The organism is Inmirania thermothiophila, from assembly GCF_003751635.1.
In the GTDB taxonomy this organism is placed as follows: Bacteria; Pseudomonadota; Gammaproteobacteria; order DSM-100275; family DSM-100275; genus Inmirania; species Inmirania thermothiophila.
This window is the reverse complement of sequence record NZ_RJVI01000002.1, coordinates 920,051-938,075: the sequence shown is the minus strand read 5'-3', so window position 1 is coordinate 938,075 and position 18,025 is coordinate 920,051. Positions and strand designations below refer to the sequence as shown.

General features: G+C 74.5%; 13 protein-coding genes and 1 tRNA gene. 11 read left to right on the top strand and 3 right to left on the bottom strand.

All coding sequences use genetic code 11. The features are described 5' to 3' along the window. Window positions 1-133 precede the first annotated feature (133 nt). Window positions 134-1,051, top strand: coding sequence for a PEP-CTERM sorting domain-containing protein (locus EDC57_RS10045; protein ID WP_123401712.1), 918 nt, complete (start codon window positions 134-136; stop codon window positions 1,049-1,051). Window positions 1,052-1,118: 67 nt separating this feature from the next. Here EDC57_RS10045 and glgP read toward each other — a convergent pair whose 3' ends face one another. Beyond that, complete coding sequence (gene glgP / locus EDC57_RS10040; protein WP_123401711.1) at window positions 1,119-3,680, bottom strand: alpha-glucan family phosphorylase; 2,562 nt, start codon at window positions 3,678-3,680, stop codon at window positions 1,119-1,121. Window positions 3,681-3,718: 38 nt separating this feature from the next. Continuing rightward, window positions 3,719-3,805: transfer RNA gene (locus EDC57_RS10035), tRNA-Leu, on the bottom strand. An 87-nt stretch (window positions 3,806-3,892) separates the two neighbouring features. On the opposite strand from EDC57_RS10035, the gene queA reads away from it, so the two are divergent. The 5 genes from queA to secF all read left to right on the top strand — a co-directional run bounded on the left by queA (window position 3,893) and on the right by secF (window position 9,265). Beyond that, entirely contained in the window at window positions 3,893-4,921 is a 1,029-nt protein-coding gene (queA, locus tag EDC57_RS10030) for a tRNA preQ1(34) S-adenosylmethionine ribosyltransferase-isomerase QueA (RefSeq protein WP_123401710.1), read from the top strand. Further along, the gene (gene tgt / locus EDC57_RS10025; RefSeq protein ID WP_123401709.1) at window positions 4,911-6,020 is read left to right on the top strand and encodes a tRNA guanosine(34) transglycosylase Tgt; all 1,110 of its coding nucleotides are present in this window, start codon (window positions 4,911-4,913) and stop codon (window positions 6,018-6,020) included. Before queA ends, tgt begins: the two co-directional genes overlap by 11 nt. 70 nt (window positions 6,021-6,090) lie before the next feature. After that, window positions 6,091-6,459 (top strand): preprotein translocase subunit YajC, encoded by a 369-nt coding sequence (yajC, locus tag EDC57_RS10020; RefSeq protein ID WP_123401708.1) that lies wholly within the window; start codon window positions 6,091-6,093, stop codon window positions 6,457-6,459. 9 nt (window positions 6,460-6,468) lie between these two features. Then, window positions 6,469-8,316 (top strand): protein translocase subunit SecD, encoded by a 1,848-nt coding sequence (gene secD / locus EDC57_RS10015; RefSeq protein ID WP_123401707.1) that lies wholly within the window; start codon window positions 6,469-6,471, stop codon window positions 8,314-8,316. 16 nt (window positions 8,317-8,332) lie between these two features. Beyond that, window positions 8,333-9,265 carry a protein translocase subunit SecF gene (secF, locus tag EDC57_RS10010; protein ID WP_123401886.1) on the top strand — a complete coding sequence of 311 codons (933 nt, stop codon included), beginning with the start codon at window positions 8,333-8,335 and terminating at the stop codon, window positions 9,263-9,265. 9 nt (window positions 9,266-9,274) lie between these two features. Here the strand turns inward: secF and EDC57_RS10005 are convergent, their stop codons facing one another. Beyond that, complete coding sequence (locus EDC57_RS10005; protein ID WP_245995224.1) at window positions 9,275-10,003, bottom strand: RNA methyltransferase; 729 nt, start codon at window positions 10,001-10,003, stop codon at window positions 9,275-9,277. 123 nt (window positions 10,004-10,126) lie between these two features. Between EDC57_RS10005 and suhB the strand changes: the two genes are divergently transcribed. The 5 genes from suhB (at window position 10,127) to EDC57_RS09980 (ending at window position 18,023) form a co-directional block, all read left to right on the top strand. Then, window positions 10,127-10,927, top strand: coding sequence for an inositol-1-monophosphatase (gene suhB / locus EDC57_RS10000; RefSeq protein ID WP_123401705.1), 801 nt, complete (start codon window positions 10,127-10,129; stop codon window positions 10,925-10,927). 40 nt (window positions 10,928-10,967) lie between these two features. Beyond that, window positions 10,968-11,177: a hypothetical protein gene (locus tag EDC57_RS09995; protein WP_123401704.1), complete on the top strand. Its 210-nt coding sequence runs from the start codon at window positions 10,968-10,970 to the stop codon at window positions 11,175-11,177. 64 nt (window positions 11,178-11,241) lie between these two features. Next, entirely contained in the window at window positions 11,242-15,138 is a 3,897-nt protein-coding gene (gene purL, locus EDC57_RS09990) for a phosphoribosylformylglycinamidine synthase (protein WP_123401703.1), read from the top strand. A 138-nt stretch (window positions 15,139-15,276) separates the two neighbouring features. After that, window positions 15,277-16,374, top strand: coding sequence for a hypothetical protein (locus EDC57_RS09985; RefSeq protein WP_211331954.1), 1,098 nt, complete (start codon window positions 15,277-15,279; stop codon window positions 16,372-16,374). Continuing rightward, window positions 16,371-18,023 (top strand): ATP-binding cassette domain-containing protein, encoded by a 1,653-nt coding sequence (locus EDC57_RS09980; protein ID WP_148051453.1) that lies wholly within the window; start codon window positions 16,371-16,373, stop codon window positions 18,021-18,023. The genes EDC57_RS09985 and EDC57_RS09980 overlap by 4 nt, the downstream gene beginning before the upstream one ends. The last annotated feature ends 2 nt before the right edge of the window (window positions 18,024-18,025 follow it).

The window sequence follows — 18,025 nt, the reverse complement described above, 5'->3', positions numbered from 1 at the left end:
GGTGTCGAAAAATCTGACAGCCAGGCCGCGGCGGCGTCCGCCGGGGGCACGCAAGATCTTGATCGGAAAGATCGCGCGAGCAGGTGGCACGGAAAGTGCTAGGGTTGCTGCGGGTCACGCAGGGAGACGGCTCATGGTCCGGAAAACGCATCTCCTCACGGCGGTGCTTGCGGCCCTGGCCCTGCCGGCGCATGCGGTGGTGATCACCAACGGTGTGGCGGGGGACGGTGCCTGGAGCGTGGACGTTCAGGACGGCGGCAGCGCCTCCGACGGGATCCTCGACCCGGTCGGCTCGCAGGGGCCCACGGACGTCATCTTCCAATACGAGCACTACGTGGACGTGGGCGCCGACGGCGGCGCGGTGGCCCTCTCGGCGACCACCGTCACCAGCCCGGCCGCCCTCAGCGGCGGTGCCGTGCTCTCCGAGGGCAGCTTCGCCGGGACCCACGACGCGATCCGCTGGCGGGCGCGCAGCACCATCGCCGCGGGCAGCACCAACTACCTCACCGAGCTCGTCTTCGAGTCCGACCAGCCCTTCGGCCCGGTGCGCCTGATCCAGTACCTGGACGAGGACGTCTTGGATTCCAGCGACGACGTCCTGGTGGTGCTGGGCACGCCGGGGGCGGCGGACTTCCAGCTCCTCACCGTCGACAGGACGGCGAACGTCGGCGTCGCCCACGCCGCCACCTATCTCAGCGCCGTGGGCATGAGCTACATCGGCTGGGCGGCGGACGAGTTCGCGGACCTTCTGTCCGCCATCATATCGTCCGGCGGGGCGAGCTACAGCATCGCCGGCGTCGTGGACACGGCGGATCTGCCCCCCATGGCGGATCCCCGCTTCCCCGGCAGCCCGGCCTTCGGTCCCCGGGACATCACCTCGGCCATCGCCTTCGACCTCGACCCCGACGCCACCTTCGCCTCGGTGATCTTCTCCCTCGGGGGCTCGCCGGCAGGGGAGCCGCCGGAGCCGCCCACCACGGTGCCGGAGCCGGGCACGCTGGTGCTGCTCGGCGCGGGGCTTGCGGCCCTGGTGCGCCGCGGGCGACGCTGAGGCCGCAGCGCCGGCGTCACGACGAGGGGGGCCGCGCCGCCGCGCGGCCCCTTTTCTGCCCCGGCCCCTAGAGCCAGAGCATGCAGCCCAGCTCCAGGGGGTGGCTCATGAGCCGGTGGTAGGGGTGGAGGCGCAGGCGGTAGACCTGCAGCCCCGGCAGCGTGGGGGTGAGATCCAGGGCGTAGACCGCCTCGCCCTCCTCGGTGCGCTCCTCGAGGGGGCGGAAGGGGAAGCGCTGGCGGGTCTCCACCGTGCCGTCCGCGCGCTCGGTGCCGATCAGGCACTCCACCACCACGTCCTCGGGCGCGAGCCCGGCGAGGTCCACCGCCACCCGGATGGGCAGGACCTCGCCGTTGTAGAGCCGCGCCGGGGGCGGATCGAGCCGGCGCGCGCGCACCTTCGGCCAGGCCGCGATCACCCGTGCCTTCCATGCCGCCAGCTCCCGCGCCGGGGCGGCGCCGTCCTCGGCGAGGGTGCGCGCCTGCAGGTTGGCCGGGCCGTAGTGCTGGAGCACGTAGTCCATCACCATGCGCTGGGCGTTGAAGCGCGGGATCAGGGTGCGCATGGAGGCCTTGGCCATGCGCACCCAGCCCGGCGAGTAGCCGTGGCCGTCGCGGTGGTAGTAGAGCGGCACCACCTCCTCCTCCAGCAGGTCCAGCAGCTCCTGTCCCTCCTCGCGGTTGCGGTGCGCGAGGTCGTAGTGCGGCGCGTGGGGGGTGATGCCCCAGCCGTTGGTGCCGTCGAAGCCCTCGGCCCACCAGCCGTCGAGGACGCTGAGGTTGAGCACGCCGTTGACCCCGGCCTTCATGCCGGAGGTGCCGCTGGCCTCGAGGGGGTGCTCGGGGGTGTTGACCCAGACGTCGACGCCGGTGACCAGGGCGCGGGCGAGGGCGAGGTCGTAGTTCTCCACGAGCACGATGTGGCCCTCGAACTCGGGCCGCATGGCGTACTCGTGGATGGTGCGGATGAGCTCCTGCCCGGGGAGATCGCGGGGGTGGGCCTTGCCGGCGAAGACGATCACCGCCGGGCGCTCCGGGTCCTTGAGGATGCGCGCCAGCCGCGCCGGGTCCTGGAACAGCAGCGTCGCCCGCTTGTAGGTGGCGAAGCGGCGGGCGAAGCCCAGCAGGAGGATGTCGGTGCGGTCGGGGTTGAGGTGGCGGGTCAGGCGCCGGATGTGGGCCTCGGACAGGCCGTTGCGCCGGTGCTGGGCCCGCACCCGCTCGCCGAGCTCCGCCAGCAGCTCGGCCTTGAGGAGCTGGTGGGTGGACCAGAAGGTGTAGTCCGGGATGGAGTCGATGCGCTGCCAGTAGGCCTCGTCGAGGAGCTCGCTGCGCCACTCGGCGCCGAAGTGCATGTCGAACAGGCCCGCCCACTGCCGGGCGAGGAAGGTGGGCAGGTGGATGCCGTTGGTGACGTGCCCGATGGGGTTCTCCTCGTGGGGGATCTGGGGCCAGACGTAGCCCTCCATGCTGGAGGCGACGCGGCCGTGGATGCGGCTGACGCCGTTGTGGAAGCGCGAGCCGCGCAGCGCCAGCGCGGTCATGTTGAAGCCGCCCTGGTTGGCGGGGCTGGCGCCGAGGGCGAGCAGCCGGTCCATGGGGATGCCGAGGCGGGCGGCGAAGTCCTCGAAGTAGCCGCGGAAGAGGCCGTGGTCGAAGACGTCGTGCCCCGCCGGCACCGGGGTGTGGGTGGTGAAGACGGTGCCCGCGGCCACGAGCTCCAGGGCGGCGTCGAAGTCGAGGCCGGCCTCCACCTGCTCGCGGCAGCGCTCGAGCACGGCGAAGGCGGCGTGGCCCTCGTTGAGGTGCCAGACGGTGGGTGTGAGCCCCAGCGCCCGCAGCGCCCGCACGCCGCCGATGCCGAGGACGATCTCCTGCTGGATGCGGGTGTTCTCGTCGCCGCCGTAGAGCTGGTAGGTGATGCGGCGGTCGGCCTCGCTGTTCTGGGGCAGGTCGGTGTCGAGGAAGACCACGCGGATGCGCCCGGCGCGGCCGGTCCAGACCCGCACGCAGACGGTGCGGCCCGGCAGCTCCACGCGGATGCACAGCTCGCGCCCCTCGGCGTCGGTGGCCGGGTGCAGGGGCAGGTCGCCGAAGTCGGTGGGGTGGTAGTGGGCGACCTGGTTGCCATGGGCGTCGATGGTCTGGGTGAAGTAGCCCTGGCGGTAGAGCAGGCCCACGGCGACGAAGGGCAGGCCGAGGTCGCTCGCGGCCTTGCAGTGGTCGCCGGCGAGGATGCCGAGGCCGCCGGAGTAGACGGGCAGGCTCTCGTGGAAGCCGAACTCGGCGCAGAAGTAGGCGACGAGGTCGCGCTGCGGGTCGAAGAGCAGGCCGACGTCGGACTGGACCTGCTCCTGCAGGTAGGTCTCGTAGGCGGACAGGACCCGGCGGTAGTCCTCCAGGAAGACCCGGTCCTGGGCCGCCTCCTCGAGCCGCTTCTGCGCCACCCGGCGCAGGAAGACCTTGGGGTTGTGGTTGCAGGCGTCCCAGAGGGCGCTGTCGAGGCGGCGGAAGAGGCCGCGCACGCCGCGGTCCCAGCTGTAGAAGAGGTCGTCGGCCAGCTCCGCGAGGCGCTCGATGCGCTCGGGGATGCGGGGCTGGACCTCGAGGACGTAGCGGGTTCCCTGCATGGTGTCGCCTTCCGTCTGGGATCGGGTGGGTGGGCCTGTGGTGCCGGGAGAGAGACTCGAACTCTCACGGTGTCGCCACCAGCGGATTTTGAGTCCGCCGCGTCTACCGGTTCCGCCATCCCGGCGCGGTTGGGCAATGGTAGGGGCCGGCGCGGCACGGCGGCAAGGGCGGCGCTTGCCCTCGCCGCCGCCCGCGCCTACCATCCGCGCCGGTGCGCGTCGCCGACTTCGACTACGAGCTTCCCGAGGCGCTGATCGCCCAGCATCCGCTCCCCGAGCGGAGCGCGGCGCGGCTGCTGCACGTCTCGGCCGCGGGCCTTGCCGACCGCCGCGTGGCCGACCTGCCGGCGCTGCTGCGCCCGGGGGATCTGCTCGTCCTCAACGACACGCGGGTCCTCAAGGCGCGGCTGCTCGGGCGCAAGGAGAGCGGGGGGCGGGTCGAGGTGCTGGTGGAGCGCATCGAGGCGCCGCGGCGGGCCCTCGCCCACGTGCGCGCAAGCCGCGCCCCGCGGCCCGGGACCGGCATCGAGGTCGAGGGCGGCGGGCGGCTGACGGTGCGCGGCCGCGCCGGCGGGCTGTTCGAGGTGGAGAGCGACGAGCCCCTGGAGGCCCTGCTCGAGCGCTGCGGCCGGGTGCCGCTTCCCCCCTACATCCGCCGCGCCGCCGAGGCCGAGGACCTCGCGCGCTACCAGACCGTGTGGGCGCGCCGCCCGGGCGCGGTGGCGGCCCCCACCGCGGGGCTGCACTTCGACGAGGCGCTGCTCGCCGCGGTGCGCGCGCGCGGCGTGGAGACCGCGCAGGTGACCCTGCACGTGGGCGCCGGCACCTTCCAGCCGGTGCGCGTCGAGGAGGTGGAGCGGCACGCCATGCACGCCGAGCGGGTGGTGGTGGACGAGGCCGCGGTGGCGGCCGTGGCGCGCACGCGCGCGCGCGGCGGGCGCGTGGTGGCGGTGGGCACCACGGTGGTGCGGGCGCTGGAGAGCGCGGCCGCGGCGGGGGCGCTGCGCCCCCTGCGCGGCGAGACGCGGCTCTTCATCTACCCCGGCCACCGCTTCCGGGTGGTGGACGCGCTGCTGACCAACTTCCACCTGCCGCGCTCCACCCTGCTCATGCTGGTGTGCGCCTTCGCCGGGCGCGAGCGCGTGCTCGCCGCCTACCGCCACGCGGTGGCGCAGCGTTACCGCTTCTTCAGCTACGGCGACGCCATGTTCCTGGACGAGACCGCACGCCATGCGCTTTGAACTGCTCGCCACCGACGGCATGGCCCGGCGGGGGCGCATCCACCTGCCCCGCGGCACCGTCGAGACCCCGGCCTTCATGCCCGTGGGCACCTACGGTACGGTCAAGGCCATGACCCCGGAGGAGCTGCGCGCGGTGGGCGCCGAGATCATCCTCGGCAACACCTTCCACCTCATGCTGCGCCCCGGCACCGAGGTCATCCGCCGCCACGGCACGCTGCACGACTTCATGCACTGGGACGGGCCGATCCTGACCGACTCGGGCGGCTTCCAGGTCTGGAGCCTGGGCAGGCTGCGCCGCATCCGCGAGGCGGGGGTGACCTTCCGCTCGCCGGTGGACGGGGCGGAGGTCTTCCTGGGGCCGGAGGAATCCGTGGCGGTGCAGCGGGCGCTGGGGTCCGACATCGTCATGGTCTTCGACGAGTGCACGCCCTACCCGGCCACCGAGCCCGAGGCGCGGGCCTCCATGGCGCTGTCCCTGCGCTGGGCGCGGCGCTCGCGCGAGGCCCACGGCGACAACCCGGCGGCGCTCTTCGGCATCGTCCAGGGCGGGGTCTATCCGCACCTCCGGGCGGAGTCGCTGGCGGGGCTGATGGAGATCGGCTTCGACGGCTACGCCATCGGCGGCCTCTCGGTGGGGGAGCCCCCGCAGGCGCGCTGGGAGGTGGTGGCGTCGCTGACGCCGCAGATGCCCGCCGGCGCCCCCCGCTACCTCATGGGGGTGGGCACGCCCGAGGACATCGTGGAGGCGGTGCTGCGGGGGGTGGATCTGTTCGACTGCGTGCTGCCGACGCGCAACGCCCGCAACGGCCACCTCTTCACCCGCCTGGGCGATCTGCGCATCCGCAACGCCCGCTACCGCGACGACACCCGCCCCCCGGACCCCGAGTGCGGCTGCTACACCTGCCGCCACTACAGCCGCGCCTATCTGCGCCACCTCGACCGCTGCAACGAGATCCTCGGCGCGCGCCTCAACACCATCCACAACCTCCACTACTACCAGACCTTGATGCGGGGGTTGCGGGAGGCCATCGAGGCCGGCCGGCTCGCGGCCTTCGTCGCCGAGTTCCGCGCGCTGCGGGCCCGCGGCCCGGACGGCTGATGTGCCATAATACGCGCGCCGCGGACGCGGCCCGGACACCCAACGCCACAACCAGAAAGGACGGTCTCCGATGAACTTCCTCATCTCCGATGCCCTCGCCCAGGAGGGCGCGGCGCCGAAGGCTGATCCCCTCCTGGGGATGCTCCCGCTGGTGATCCTGTTCGTGGTCTTCTACTTCCTCCTCATCCGTCCCCAGTCCAAGCGGGCCAAGGAGCACCGCAAGATGATCGAGGCCCTGGCCAAGGGCGACGAGGTGGTGACCAACGGCGGGCTCGCCGGCCGCATCACGGCGCTGGACGACCAGTTCGTCACCCTGCAGGTGGCCGACGGGGTCGAGGTCCAGGTGCAGCGGCCGATGATCGCGGCGCTGCTCCCCAAGGGGACGCTGCGGCAGGGGCGCGGCAAGGGCGAGAAGAAGGGCGCCAAGACCGAGAGCTGACGCCCGCCCATGAACCGCTATCCCCTCTGGAAGTACGCCCTCATCGTCGTGGTCCTCCTCGTGGGCGTGGTCTACGCCCTGCCCAACCTCTACGGCGAGGACCCCGCGGTGCAGGTCTCCTCGAGCCGGCAGCCGGTGGACGCGGCGCTGCGCGAGCGGGTCCTCGGGACCCTGCGCGCCCAGGGCGTCCCCTTCCGCTCCGCCGAGCTCGCCGACGGGCGGCTGCTGGTGCGCATGGCCGACACCGAGGCCCAGCTCAAGGCGGTGGACGTGCTGCGCGAGGCCCTCGGCCCGGACTACACGGTGGCGCTCAATCTCGCGCCGGCCACACCGGCCTGGCTGCGCGCCATCAACGCGCGTCCGATGTACCTGGGCCTCGACCTGCGCGGCGGCGTCCACTTCCTCATGGAGGTGGACCTCGAGGCCGCCCTCGCCCAGGCCGAGGAGCGCTACGTGGATGACATCCGCGGGCTGCTGCGCGAGGCCAAGATCCGCTACCTCGGGATCCGCCGGGGCGCCGACGGCATCGAGATCGCCTTCCGCGACGCCGCCGAGCGGGCGCATGCCGCCGAGCGGATCCGCGGTACGCTCCAGGGGCTCGAGCTTGCCGAGCGCGACGCCGGCGGGGTCTTCCTCGTGGCGCGGCTGAGCGAGCGGGAGCGGCGCGAGGTGATGCGCCTTGCCGTGCAGCAGAACATCACCACCCTGCGCAACCGCGTCAACGAGCTGGGGGTCGCCGAGCCCGTGATCCAGCAGCAGGGCGAGGGGCGCATCGTGGTGGAGCTGCCTGGGGTGCAGGACACGGCGCGGGCCAAGGAGATCATCGGCGCCACCGCGACCCTCGAGTACCGCCTCGTGGACACTGAGCACAGCGTCGAGGAGGCCCTCGCCGGCAAGGTGCCGCCGGGCTCGCGCCTCTACCGCACCCGCGACGGCCGGCCGATCCTGCTCAAGCGCCGGGTCATCGTCACCGGCGACCAGATCATCAACGCCGCCTCCGGCTTCGACCAGCAGACCGGCAGCCCCGCGGTCTTCGTCACCCTGGACGGGGCGGGGGCGCGGCGCATGCTGGCGGTGACGCGGGAGAACGTGGGCAAGCCCATGGCCGTGGTCTTCATCGAGAACAAGGTGGAGACCCGCGTCGTCGACGGCAGGAAGGTGCGCACCACGCGGCGGGTGGAGGAGGTGATCAACGTCGCCACCATCCGCGAGCCCTTCGGCAAGCGCTTCCAGACCACCGGCCTCGACAGCCCCGAGGAGGCGCGCAACCTGGCGCTGCTGCTGCGCGCCGGGGCCCTCGCCGCCCCCGTGCAGATCGTCGAGGAGCGCACCGTCGGCCCCAGTCTCGGCGCCGACAACATCGAGCAGGGCTTCCGTGCGGTGGTCATCGGCTTCGTCCTCGTGCTCGCCTTCATGGCGGTCTACTACAAGGTCTTCGGCCTCGTCGCGGACCTCGCGCTGTTCGTCAACCTGGTGATGGTGGTGGCGCTGCTCTCCATGCTGCAGGCCACCCTGACCATGCCCGGCATCGCCGGCATCGTCCTCACCGTGGGCATGGCGGTGGACGCCAACGTGCTCATCTTCGAGCGCATCCGCGAGGAGCTGCGCAACGGCAACACGCCGCAGGCGAGCATCCACGCCGGCTACGAGAAGGCCTTCTCCACCATCGCCGACGCCAACATCACCACCCTCATCGCCGCCGCCGTGCTCTTCACCTTCGGCACCGGACCCATCAAGGGCTTCGCGGTGACGCTCTCGCTGGGCATCGTCACCTCCATGTTCACGGCCATCATGGGCACGCGGGCGGTGATCAACCTGGTCTACGGCGGCCGCCGCCTCAAGGCGCTGCCCATCTGAGCGGGGACGGACCATGCTGCAGATCCTCGGCCGCACCACCCGCATCGACTTCCTCGGCAGGCGGCGCATCGCCGCGGTGGTCTCCGGGCTGCTGATGCTGGTCTCGCTGGTCTCGCTGCTCGCGCAGGGGCTGGTGCTCGGGCTCGACTTCACCGGGGGGACGCTCATCGAGGTGGCCTATCCGCGGCCGGTGGAGCTTTCCGAGGTGCGGCAGCGCCTCGCCGGCGGCGGCCTCGGCGACGTCGTCGTGCAGCACTTCGGCACCGCCCGCGACGTCCTCATCCGCGTCGCCCCGCGCGAGGGGCTCGCGAGCGCCGACGTCAGCACCCGGGTGCTGGAGCTGCTGCAGGAGGAGGGCGGCGGGCCGGCCATGCGGCGGGTGGAGTTCGTGGGCCCGCAGGTGGGGGAGGAGCTCGCCGAGAAGGGGGGGCTCGCCATGCTCTACGCCCTCATCGGCATCCTCCTCTACGTCGCCTTCCGCTTCGAGTACCGCTTCGCCCTCGGGGCGGTGGCCGCGCTGGTGCACGACGTCCTCATCACCCTGGGCTTCTTCTCGGTGTTCCGGATCGAGGTGGACCTGACGGTGCTCGCCGCGGTGCTCGCGGTGATCGGCTACTCCCTCAACGACACCATCGTGGTCTTCGACCGCATCCGCGAGAACTTCCGCAAGATGCGCCGCGGCAGCGCCCTCGAGGTCATGAACGCCTCCATCAACCAGACCATCTCGCGCACCCTCATGACCTCCCTCACCACCCTGCTGGTGCTGGTGGCGCTGTTCGCCTTCGGCGGCGAGATCATCCACGGCTTCGCCCTCGCCCTCATCGTCGGCATCGTCGTCGGCACCTACTCCTCGATCTTCATCGCGAGCCCCGCGGCGCTGGCCCTCGGCGTCAGCCGCAGCGATCTCGTGGCGCCGAAGCGGGAGGAGGCGGCGGACGACCGCCCCTGAGGGGGCGCGCTAGGGCTCGCGCCGCGGCGCGAGGCGCTCGGCGGCGGTGAGGATGCCCCGCAGCAGGCTCACCTCGTCGTGCTCCAGGCGCACGCGCAGGAAGAGCCGGCGCAGCCGGCGCATGAGCTGCTTGGGGGCGGCCGGGTTGAGGTAGCCGATGGCCACCAGGGCGCGCTCCAGGTGGGCGAAGAAGGCCTCCACCTCCGCCGCCGTGGCCGCCTCCGGCAGCGCCTCGGCCGGCGGCGTCCCTTGCGCCGCCATGCGCAGCTCGTAGGCGGTCACCTGCACCGCCTGGGCGAGGTTCAGGGACGGATAGGCGGGGTTCGCCGGGATGTGCAGAAGGGCGTTGCAGCGCTCCAGCTCGCGGTTGGTCAGCCCCGAGCGCTCGCGGCCGAAGACCACCGCCACGGGCCCGCGGGCGGCCTCGGCGAGCAGGCGCGGCGCGGCCTCGCGCGGCGTCCACACCGGCCAGGGGATGCTGCGAAGCCGCGCGCTGGCGCCCACCACCAGGCGGCAGTCGGCGACCGCCTCGTCGAGGCTCGCGCACACCCGCGCCCGCGCCAGCACGTCGTCGGCGCCCGAGGCCCGCGCGGCGGCCTCCTCGCTGGGGAAGACCCCGGCCTTGGGGGCGACCAGGACGAGGTCGGCGAGCCCCATGTTCTTCATGGCGCGGGCGGCGGCGCCCACGTTGCCGGGGTGGGTGGTGCCGACGAGGACGATGCGGACCTGCTCGAGCACGGGCGCCCCTCCATCGGGAAGGCGGCAAGATAGCGGCGGCGGCCGGCGGCGGCAAGGCGCGCGCGGGGCGATTCTGCTATCCTTCGCGCCCCCGCGACGGGCAGCGACGGGAAGGGAGCGGCCATGCATCCGGTGGTGAACATCGCGGTCCGCGCCGCACGGGCGGCGGGCAACCTGATCCTGCGCTATGTCGACCGCGTCGACACCCTGGAGGTGACGCGCAAGGATCGCAACGACTTCGTCACCGAGGTGGACCGTCGGGCCGAGGCCGAGATCGTGCGCATCCTGCGCCGCACCTACCCCGATCACGCCATCCTCGCCGAAGAGAGCGGCGCCGACGGGCGCGACGATGCCCCGCAGTGGATCATCGACCCCCTCGACGGCACCACCAACTTCGTCCACGGCTTCCCCCACTTCGCCGTCTCCCTCGCCCTGCGCCACCGCGGCCGCATCGAGCACGCGGTGGTCTACGATCCGCTGCGCAACGAGCTCTTCACCGCGAGCCGCGGCGAGGGGGCGCTGCTCAACGAGCGGCGCATCCGCGTCAGCGGCATCACCCGCCTCGCCGACGCGCTTCTGGGCACGGGCTTCCCGTTCCGCGCCCACCGGCACCTGGACGCCTATCTCGCCACCTTCCGCGCCCTCTTCCCCGAAAGCTCCGGCGTGCGCCGCGCGGGCAGCGCCGCCCTCGATCTCGCCTATGTCGCCGCCGGGCGGCTGGACGGCTTCTGGGAGGTGGGGCTGTCGCCCTGGGACGTGGCCGCCGGCGCCCTGCTGGTGCAGGAGGCGGGGGGGATCGTGAGCGACTTCGCCGGCGGCGACCGCTATCTTCGCAGCGGCAACGTGGTCGCCGGCACGCCGAAGATCCACGCCGAGATGCTGCGCAGGATGCGGCCGCATCTGACCGAGGCCCTGCGCGGCTGAGCCCCTCAAGGCCGCCGGGGGGGCGGCCGATGCAGGGGGCATGGACGCCCCGGCCGACAGCTACGAGGCCATCCGGCGGCGGCCCCCGGTGCCGGGGCCGCGCGACGCCGCCCTGGCCTGGGTCATGCGCGACGCCCTCGAGGGGGTGCGGGAGCTGGCCCTGGCCGCCGCCTGCCCGCCTCCCGCGCCGAGAGCGCGCCCGCGGCCGATCGCGGGCGGCGCCGGCGGGGCCGCCCGCATCGGGCCCTGAGGGCCGCGCCGCAGACGGCTTTCCGGTATCATTCGCGCCTCCCCACGCCATCGGGTGAGCGAGGATGCTGGAGCTCAGAGGGCCGGTCGCCCTTTCCCCCTTCCGCAGAGACCGCCTGCTCGAGCGGCTGCGCGCCCGGGTGCCGCGCATCCGGGCGCTGGCCGCCGAGTACCGCCACTTCGTGCGCACGGCGAGGCGGCTGGATGGCGCGGAGCAGGCGCGCCTTGCGCGCCTGCTCGACTACGGGGAGCCGCCCCCGGCGGTGCGGCCCGAGGGGGAGCGGCTGCTCGCGCTGCCGCGCATCGGCACCATCTCCCCCTGGTCCACCAAGGCCACCGAGATCGCGCGCAACTGCGGCCTCGACGCCGTCCTTCGGATCGAGCGCGGCACGGCCTACTTCCTCGTCACCGCGGACGGCGCTCCGCTTGCCGAGGGGGAGGTGGCGGCGCTCGCGCCGCTTCTGCACGACCGCATGACCGAGAGCCTGCTCGGCGCCGACGAGGACGTCGAGGCGCTGCTCTTCGCCGAGGCCGAGCCGGGACCGCTGGCCCGCGTCGACGTCCTCGGCCGCGGCCGCGCCGCCCTCGAGGAGGCCGACCGCGCCCTGGGGCTTGCCCTCTCCGACGACGAGATCGACTACCTCGTGGAGGGCTTCCAGGCCCTCGGGCGCAACCCCACCGACGCCGAGCTCATGATGTTCGCGCAGGCGAACTCCGAGCACTGCCGCCACAAGATCTTCAACGCGCGCTGGATCCTCGACGGTCGGCCCCAGCCCCACAGCCTCTTCGAGATGATCCGCAACACCCACCGGGCGAGCCCGGAGGGGGTGCTCTCGGCCTACCGGGACAACGCCGCCGTCCTCGAGGGCTGGACCGCGCGGCGCTTCTTCCCCGACGCCGACGGCGTCTGGCGCGAGCACGAGGAGCCCGTGCACATCGTCGCCAAGGTGGAGACCCACAACCACCCCACCGCCATCTCGCCCTTCCCCGGGGCGGCCACCGGGGCCGGCGGCGAGATCCGCGACGAGGCCGCCACCGGGCGCGGGGCCCGTTCCAAGGCGGGGCTGGTGGGCTTCGCCGTCTCCAACCTGCGCATCCCGGGCTTCGAGCAGCCGTGGGAGGAGGACTTCGGCCGTCCCGGACGGATCGCCTCGGCGCTGGAGATCATGCTCGAGGGCCCCATCGGCGCCGCCGCCTTCGGCAACGAGTTCGGGCGTCCCGCCCTCACCGGCTTCTTCCGCACCTACGAGGCCCGCGTGCCGGGACCGCGGGGGCCGGAGCTTCGCGGCTACCACAAGCCCATCATGATCGCCGGCGGCCTCGGCAACATCCGCGCGCCCCACGTGGAGAAGCGCCCGCTGCCGGTGGACGCGGCCATCGTGGTGCTGGGGGGGCCGGCGATGCTGATCGGCCTCGGCGGCGGCGCCGCCTCGTCGGTGGCCAGCGGCGAGAGCGACGAGGTGCTGGACTACGCCTCGGTCCAGCGCGGCAACCCCGAGATGCAGCGCCGCGCCCAGGAGGTCATCGACCGCTGCTGGGCCATGGGCGAGGCCAACCCCATCCTCGCCATCCACGACGTCGGCGCCGGCGGCCTCTCCAACGCGGTCCCGGAGCTGCTGCACGGGGGCGGGCGAGGCGGGCGCATCGACCTCGCCGCGGTGCCCAGCGACGATCCCGGCATGTCGCCGCGGGAGATCTGGTGCAACGAGGCCCAGGAACGCTTCGTCCTCGCCGTGCCCGCCGACCGCGTGGAGGCGCTGGCCGCCCTCTGCGTGCGCGAGCGCTGCCCCTTCGCCGTCATCGGCCGCGCCACCGCCGACGAGCGCCTGGTGGTGGAGGACAGCCGCAGCGGCGAGGTGGTGGTGGACATGCCGCTGGAGATGCTGCTGGGCAAGCCGCCGCGCATGACCCGCGACGTGCGCCGCCTGAGCAGGCCCAAGCCCGCCTTCGACACCGCCGGCATCGACCTGCGCGAGGCCGCCGAGCGCGTCCTGCGCCTGCCCGCGGTGGCCTGCAAGTCCTTCCTCGTCACCATCGGCGACCGCAGCGTCGGCGGGCTGGTGGCGCGCGACCAGATGGTGGGGCCGTGGCAGGTGCCGGTGGCCGACGTCGCGGTCACCCTGTCGGACTTCCACGGCCATGCCGGCGAGGCCATGGCCTTGGGCGAGCGCCCGCCCGTGGCCCTGCTCGATGCCGCGGCCTCGGTGCGCATGGCGGTGGGCGAGGCCCTGACCAACATCGCCGCCGCCGACGTCGGCGACCTCGGCCGCGTGCGGCTGTCGGCCAACTGGATGGCGGCGGCCGGCCACGAGGGCGAGGACGCGGCCCTCTACGAGGCGGTGCGCACGGTGGGGATGGAGCTCTGCCCGCGCCTCGGCGTGGCGATCCCGGTGGGCAAGGACTCCCTCTCCATGAAGACGGTGTGGGAGGCGGGGGGCGAGCGGCGCGAGATGACCGCGCCGCTGTCGCTGGTGGTGACGGCGTTTGCGCCGGTTCGGGACGTGCGGCGCACGCTCACGCCGCAGCTTCGCACCGATTGCGGCGACACCGACCTCGTCCTCGTGGACCTCGGCCGGGGGCGCAACCGCCTGGGCGGTTCGGCGCTGGCGCAGGTCTACCGGCAGCTCGGGCGCCGGGCGCCGGACCTCGAGGACCCCGAGGGGCTGCGCGCCTTCTTCCGCGCGGTGCAGGAGCTCAACGCCGAGGGGCTGCTCCTCGCCTACCACGACCGCAGCGACGGCGGCCTCTTCGCCACCGTGTGCGAGATGGCCTTCGCCGGCCGCGCCGGGGTCGAGGTGGCCCTCGACGATCTCGGCGACGACCCCGTGGCGGCGCTCTTCGCCGAGGAGCTGGGGGCGGTGCTGCAGGTGCGCCACTGCGACACCGACACCGTGCTCAAGTGGTTCGCCGACGCCGGCCTCGGCCGCTGCACCCACGTGGTCGGCCGGGTCGTGGACGAGCCCGTGATCCGCTTCCGCCGCGGCCGGCGGGAGCTCCTGGCGGGCGAGCTCGGCGCGTGGCTCCGGGCGTGGTGGGACACGAGCCACCGCATGGCGCGGCTCCGCGACGACCCGGCCTGCGCCGACGAGGAGTACGCCGCCGCCACCGACCCCCAGGCGCCGGGCCTTCGTCCCCGGCTCACCTTCGATCCCGCCGAGGACGTCGCCGCGCCCTTCGTCGCCACGGGGGCGCGGCCGCGGGTGGCGATCCTGCGCGAGCAGGGGGTCAACGGGCAGGTGGAGATGGCGGCCGCCTTCCACGCCGCGGGCTTCGAGGCCGTGGACGTGCACATGAGCGACATCCTCGCCGGGCGGGAGGACCTCGCGGGGTTCCACGGGCTGGCCGCCTGCGGCGGCTTCTCCTTCGGCGACGTCCTCGGCGCCGGCCAGGGCTGGGCCAAGTCCATCCTCTTCCACCCGCGGGCGCGGGAGGCCTTCGCCGCCTTCTTCGCCCGCGACGACACCTTCACCCTCGGGGTCTGCAACGGCTGCCAGATGCTCGCCGCCCTCAAGGAGCTCATCCCCGGCGCGGCGCCCTGGCCGCGCTTCGTGCGCAACCGCTCCGAGCAGTTCGAGGCGAGGCTGTCGCTGGTGGAGGTCACCGACTCGCCCTCCATCCTCCTCGCCGGCATGGCGGGGTCGCGCCTGCCCGTGGCGGTGGCCCACGGCGAGGGCCGCGCCGACTTCGGCGCCGAGGGGCCTGCGCCCGCCGAGCGGGCAGGGATGGTCGCCCTGCGCTACGTGGACGGCCACGGCCGCATCGCCGAGCGCTACCCCGACAACCCCAACGGCTCGCCCGGGGGCATCACCGGCCTGACCACGCCCGACGGGCGGGTCACCATCATGATGCCGCATCCGGAGCGCGTCTTCCGCACCGTGCAGCACGCCTGGCACCCGCCCGAGTGGGGCGACGAGGGGCCGTGGCTGCGGCTCTTCCGCAACGCCCGCGCCTGGCTCGGCTGAGCGGCCGCCGCCCGTGACGACGCCGCCCCTGCGGGGGCGGCGTCTTTTTTCCTGACCGCCCTTGACGGACTTCCCCGGGGGGTCTAGGCTCGATCCCAAGAAGTGGGAAATTTATCCCACATACGCGGAGGACCGGACATGAACGGCATCGAGCGGATCGGCGGGACGCGGCTGCGGCGGGCGAAGAAGGCGTACACCACGCGGCGGGTGGACTGGAGCGGGGTGTGCGGCCTCGTCCACGGGCGGCGGCCGCAGGCCGGGGACCTGGTCCTGGCGCGGGTGGCGGCCATCGGCCAGCACAAGCGCATCGAGCTGGCGGACGGGCGGCGCGCGCGTCTCTTCCGGGGGGACGAGGTGGTGGTGGCCTACGGCAACCGCTACGCCCCCGATCAGTTCGAGGCCGTGGTGCCGGCGGACCTGGGGCCGTGCGACCTCGTCGCGGCGGGCGGGGTCGCGGCGCGCGCCCGCTCGGCCCACGATCGCATGCAGGAGCCGACGCGGCTGGAGCCGGTGGGGCTGCTCGCCGGCGCCGACGGGGCAGTGCTGAACCTGCGGCGCTACCGGCTGGCGCGGCGGGTGGCGCCCCGGGTGCCCACCATCGCGGTGGTGGGGACCTCCATGAACGCGGGCAAGACCACCACCGCGGCCGGGATCGTGCACGGGATGCGGGCGTGCGGCCTGCGGGTGGGCGCGGCCAAGATCACGGGCACGGGGGCGGGCGGCGACGTCTGGCACCTGACGGACGCCGGCGCGGAGCACGTGCTGGACTTCGTGGACGCGGGCCACGCCTCCACCTACCTGCTGGAGCCGGCGGCGGTGGAGGAGGTGCTGCGGCTGCTGACGGCGGAGCTCGCGGCGCGGGGTGTCGAGGCCGTCGTCCTCGAGGTGGCCGACGGCCTCTACCAGCGGGAGACGGAGGCGCTGCTGACGGGGACGGCCTTCGCGGAGTGTGTGGACGCGGTCTTCTTCGCCGCCGGCGACGCCATGGGGGCGGTCGCGGGGGCGCAGTGGCTCGCCGCTCGCGGGCGGCGGGTGCTCGGGATCTCCGGGGCGCTGACGCGCTCGCCCCTCGCGGTGCGCGAGGCGCAGGCGGCGTGCGCGGCGCCGGTGCTGGACCTCGAGGGGCTGTGGAGTCTCGACTGGCGGCGGGCGGCGCCCGGGCGGGCGGGGCCGGCGTCCGGGGGCGGGCTGCCCGGTGCGGCGGGCCGTGCGGCGGCGGCCGGGGCGCACCCGTGAGCCTGCCCGCCCTTCTCGGCGGGGGCCGCTGGCGGCTGCTCGCCGGCCTCGCCGTCAGCGGCGCGGCGCAGGCCGCGGCCTCGCTGGCGATGGCGCTGGCCGTGCGCGAGGCGTTCGCCGGTCCCGGCTGGAGGGCGGCCGGCGCCGTCGCCGCGGCCGCCCTCGGGCTGGGCCTGATGCGCGCGTGGGAGCGCGTGGGCGCCGAGCGCCTCGGCCAGGCCTACGTGGTCGCGGCCCGCGAGGGGCTCTTCCGCCACCTCGTCCACCTAGCCCCGGCGGCGCGGGCGCGGCCGAGCCGCGGCGGCGTGGTGCTGCGCCTGGTGCACGACCTGGGCGCCGTCCGCCTGTGGCTGACGCAGGGGCTCGCGCGGCTGGTGGTGGCGGGGATGGTGGTCGCCGGGGCGCTGGCGGCGATGGGCCTGCACAGCCCCCGCCTGGCCCTGGCGGTGGGCGCGGTGCTGGTTGCGGGGGGCGCCCTGCAGTGGCGGTTGGGTCCGGGGCTTCGGCGCGCGACCCGCGCGGCGAGGCGGGCGCGGGCGCGGCTTGCCACCGAGGTGGGGGAGCGGGCGGCGGCGCTCGCGGTGATCCAGGCCTTCGGCCAGTGGCGGCGCGAGCGGGCGCGGGTGCGCCGGCGCAGCCGCGATCTCGCTGCGGCGATGGTGAGGCGGGCGCGACACGCGGGGGCGCTGCGCGGGACGGCGGAGGTGACCGCGGGCCTCGCCTGGGCGGCGCTGGTGCTGGTGGGCGGGGCCGAGATGGCGGCGGGACGGCTCGCGGCAGGGGACCTGGTGGCCGGGCTCACGCTGGCGGCGCTGCTTGCGCCCCGGGTGCGCGAGCTCGGGCGCGTGCACGAGTACTGGCAGGGCGCGCGGGTGGCGCGGGAGCGCCTGGAGGCCTTTCTCGCCCTGCCGGCGCGGGCGCCCGGCCGCGGGCGCGCGCTGCCCGCGGGGGGGGGCCGCGTCCGCTTCGAGGGGGTGCGGGTGGGCACCGCCCTCGCTCCGCTGGAGGCCGACGTGGCGCCGGGGCGCGTGGTGGCGCTGGTCGGGCCCAACGGCGCCGGCAAGAGCACGCTGATCGGCCTGGTGAACGGGATGGCGGCGCCGGATGCGGGGCGGGTCCTGCTGGACGGGGTGGACGTCGCCGAGGTGGCGCCGCGCGCCCTGCGCGCGGCGGTGTCGGTGCTGGCGCCGGATCTGCCGCTGCTGCGGGGGACGGTGCGGCGCAACGTGCTCTACCGCGCGCCGGCGGTTGGGGAAGGGGCCTACCGCCGGCTGGCGGCGCGGGTGGGCCTCGCCGCCGCGGGCCGCGACGGGGCGCGTCGGGTCGGCGAAGGCGGCCGGGGGCTCTCGGCCGGCGAACGCCAGCGCGCGGCGCTGGCGCGCGCGCTCGCCGGAGGCTGCCGCGTGCTGCTCCTGGACGAGCCCGAGGGCGGGCTCGACGCGGAGGGCATCGAGGCGGTGGCGGCGCTCCTGCGCGAGCGCCCGTGCACCGTGCTCCTGGCCACCCACCGGCGCGAGCTCGCGGCGCTCGCCGACGAGGTCTGGCTGCTGGAGGCCGGGCGGGTGGTCGCCCGTGGCCGGCCGGCGGAGGTGCTGGCGGCGGCGGGGCGGTGGACGCCGCGGCCGGTGGTGGCGGGGGCGCAGGGGTGAGG

Excerpts from the sequence above, each read along its gene's own strand:
- EDC57_RS10045 (WP_123401712.1), top strand. The coding sequence starts at position 134 with ATGGTCCGGAAAACGCATCTCCTCACGGCGGTGCTTGCGGCCCTGGCC.
- glgP (WP_123401711.1), bottom strand. The coding sequence starts at position 3,680 with ATGCAGGGAACCCGCTACGTCCTCGAGGTCCAGCCCCGCATCCCCGAG.
- tgt (WP_123401709.1), top strand. The coding sequence starts at position 4,911 with ATGCGCTTTGAACTGCTCGCCACCGACGGCATGGCCCGGCGGGGGCGC.
- yajC (WP_123401708.1), top strand. The coding sequence starts at position 6,091 with ATGAACTTCCTCATCTCCGATGCCCTCGCCCAGGAGGGCGCGGCGCCG.
- secD (WP_123401707.1), top strand. The coding sequence starts at position 6,469 with ATGAACCGCTATCCCCTCTGGAAGTACGCCCTCATCGTCGTGGTCCTC.
- suhB (WP_123401705.1), top strand. The coding sequence starts at position 10,127 with ATGCATCCGGTGGTGAACATCGCGGTCCGCGCCGCACGGGCGGCGGGC.
- EDC57_RS09995 (WP_123401704.1), top strand. The coding sequence starts at position 10,968 with ATGGACGCCCCGGCCGACAGCTACGAGGCCATCCGGCGGCGGCCCCCG.
- purL (WP_123401703.1), top strand. The coding sequence starts at position 11,242 with ATGCTGGAGCTCAGAGGGCCGGTCGCCCTTTCCCCCTTCCGCAGAGAC.
- EDC57_RS09985 (WP_211331954.1), top strand. The coding sequence starts at position 15,277 with ATGAACGGCATCGAGCGGATCGGCGGGACGCGGCTGCGGCGGGCGAAG.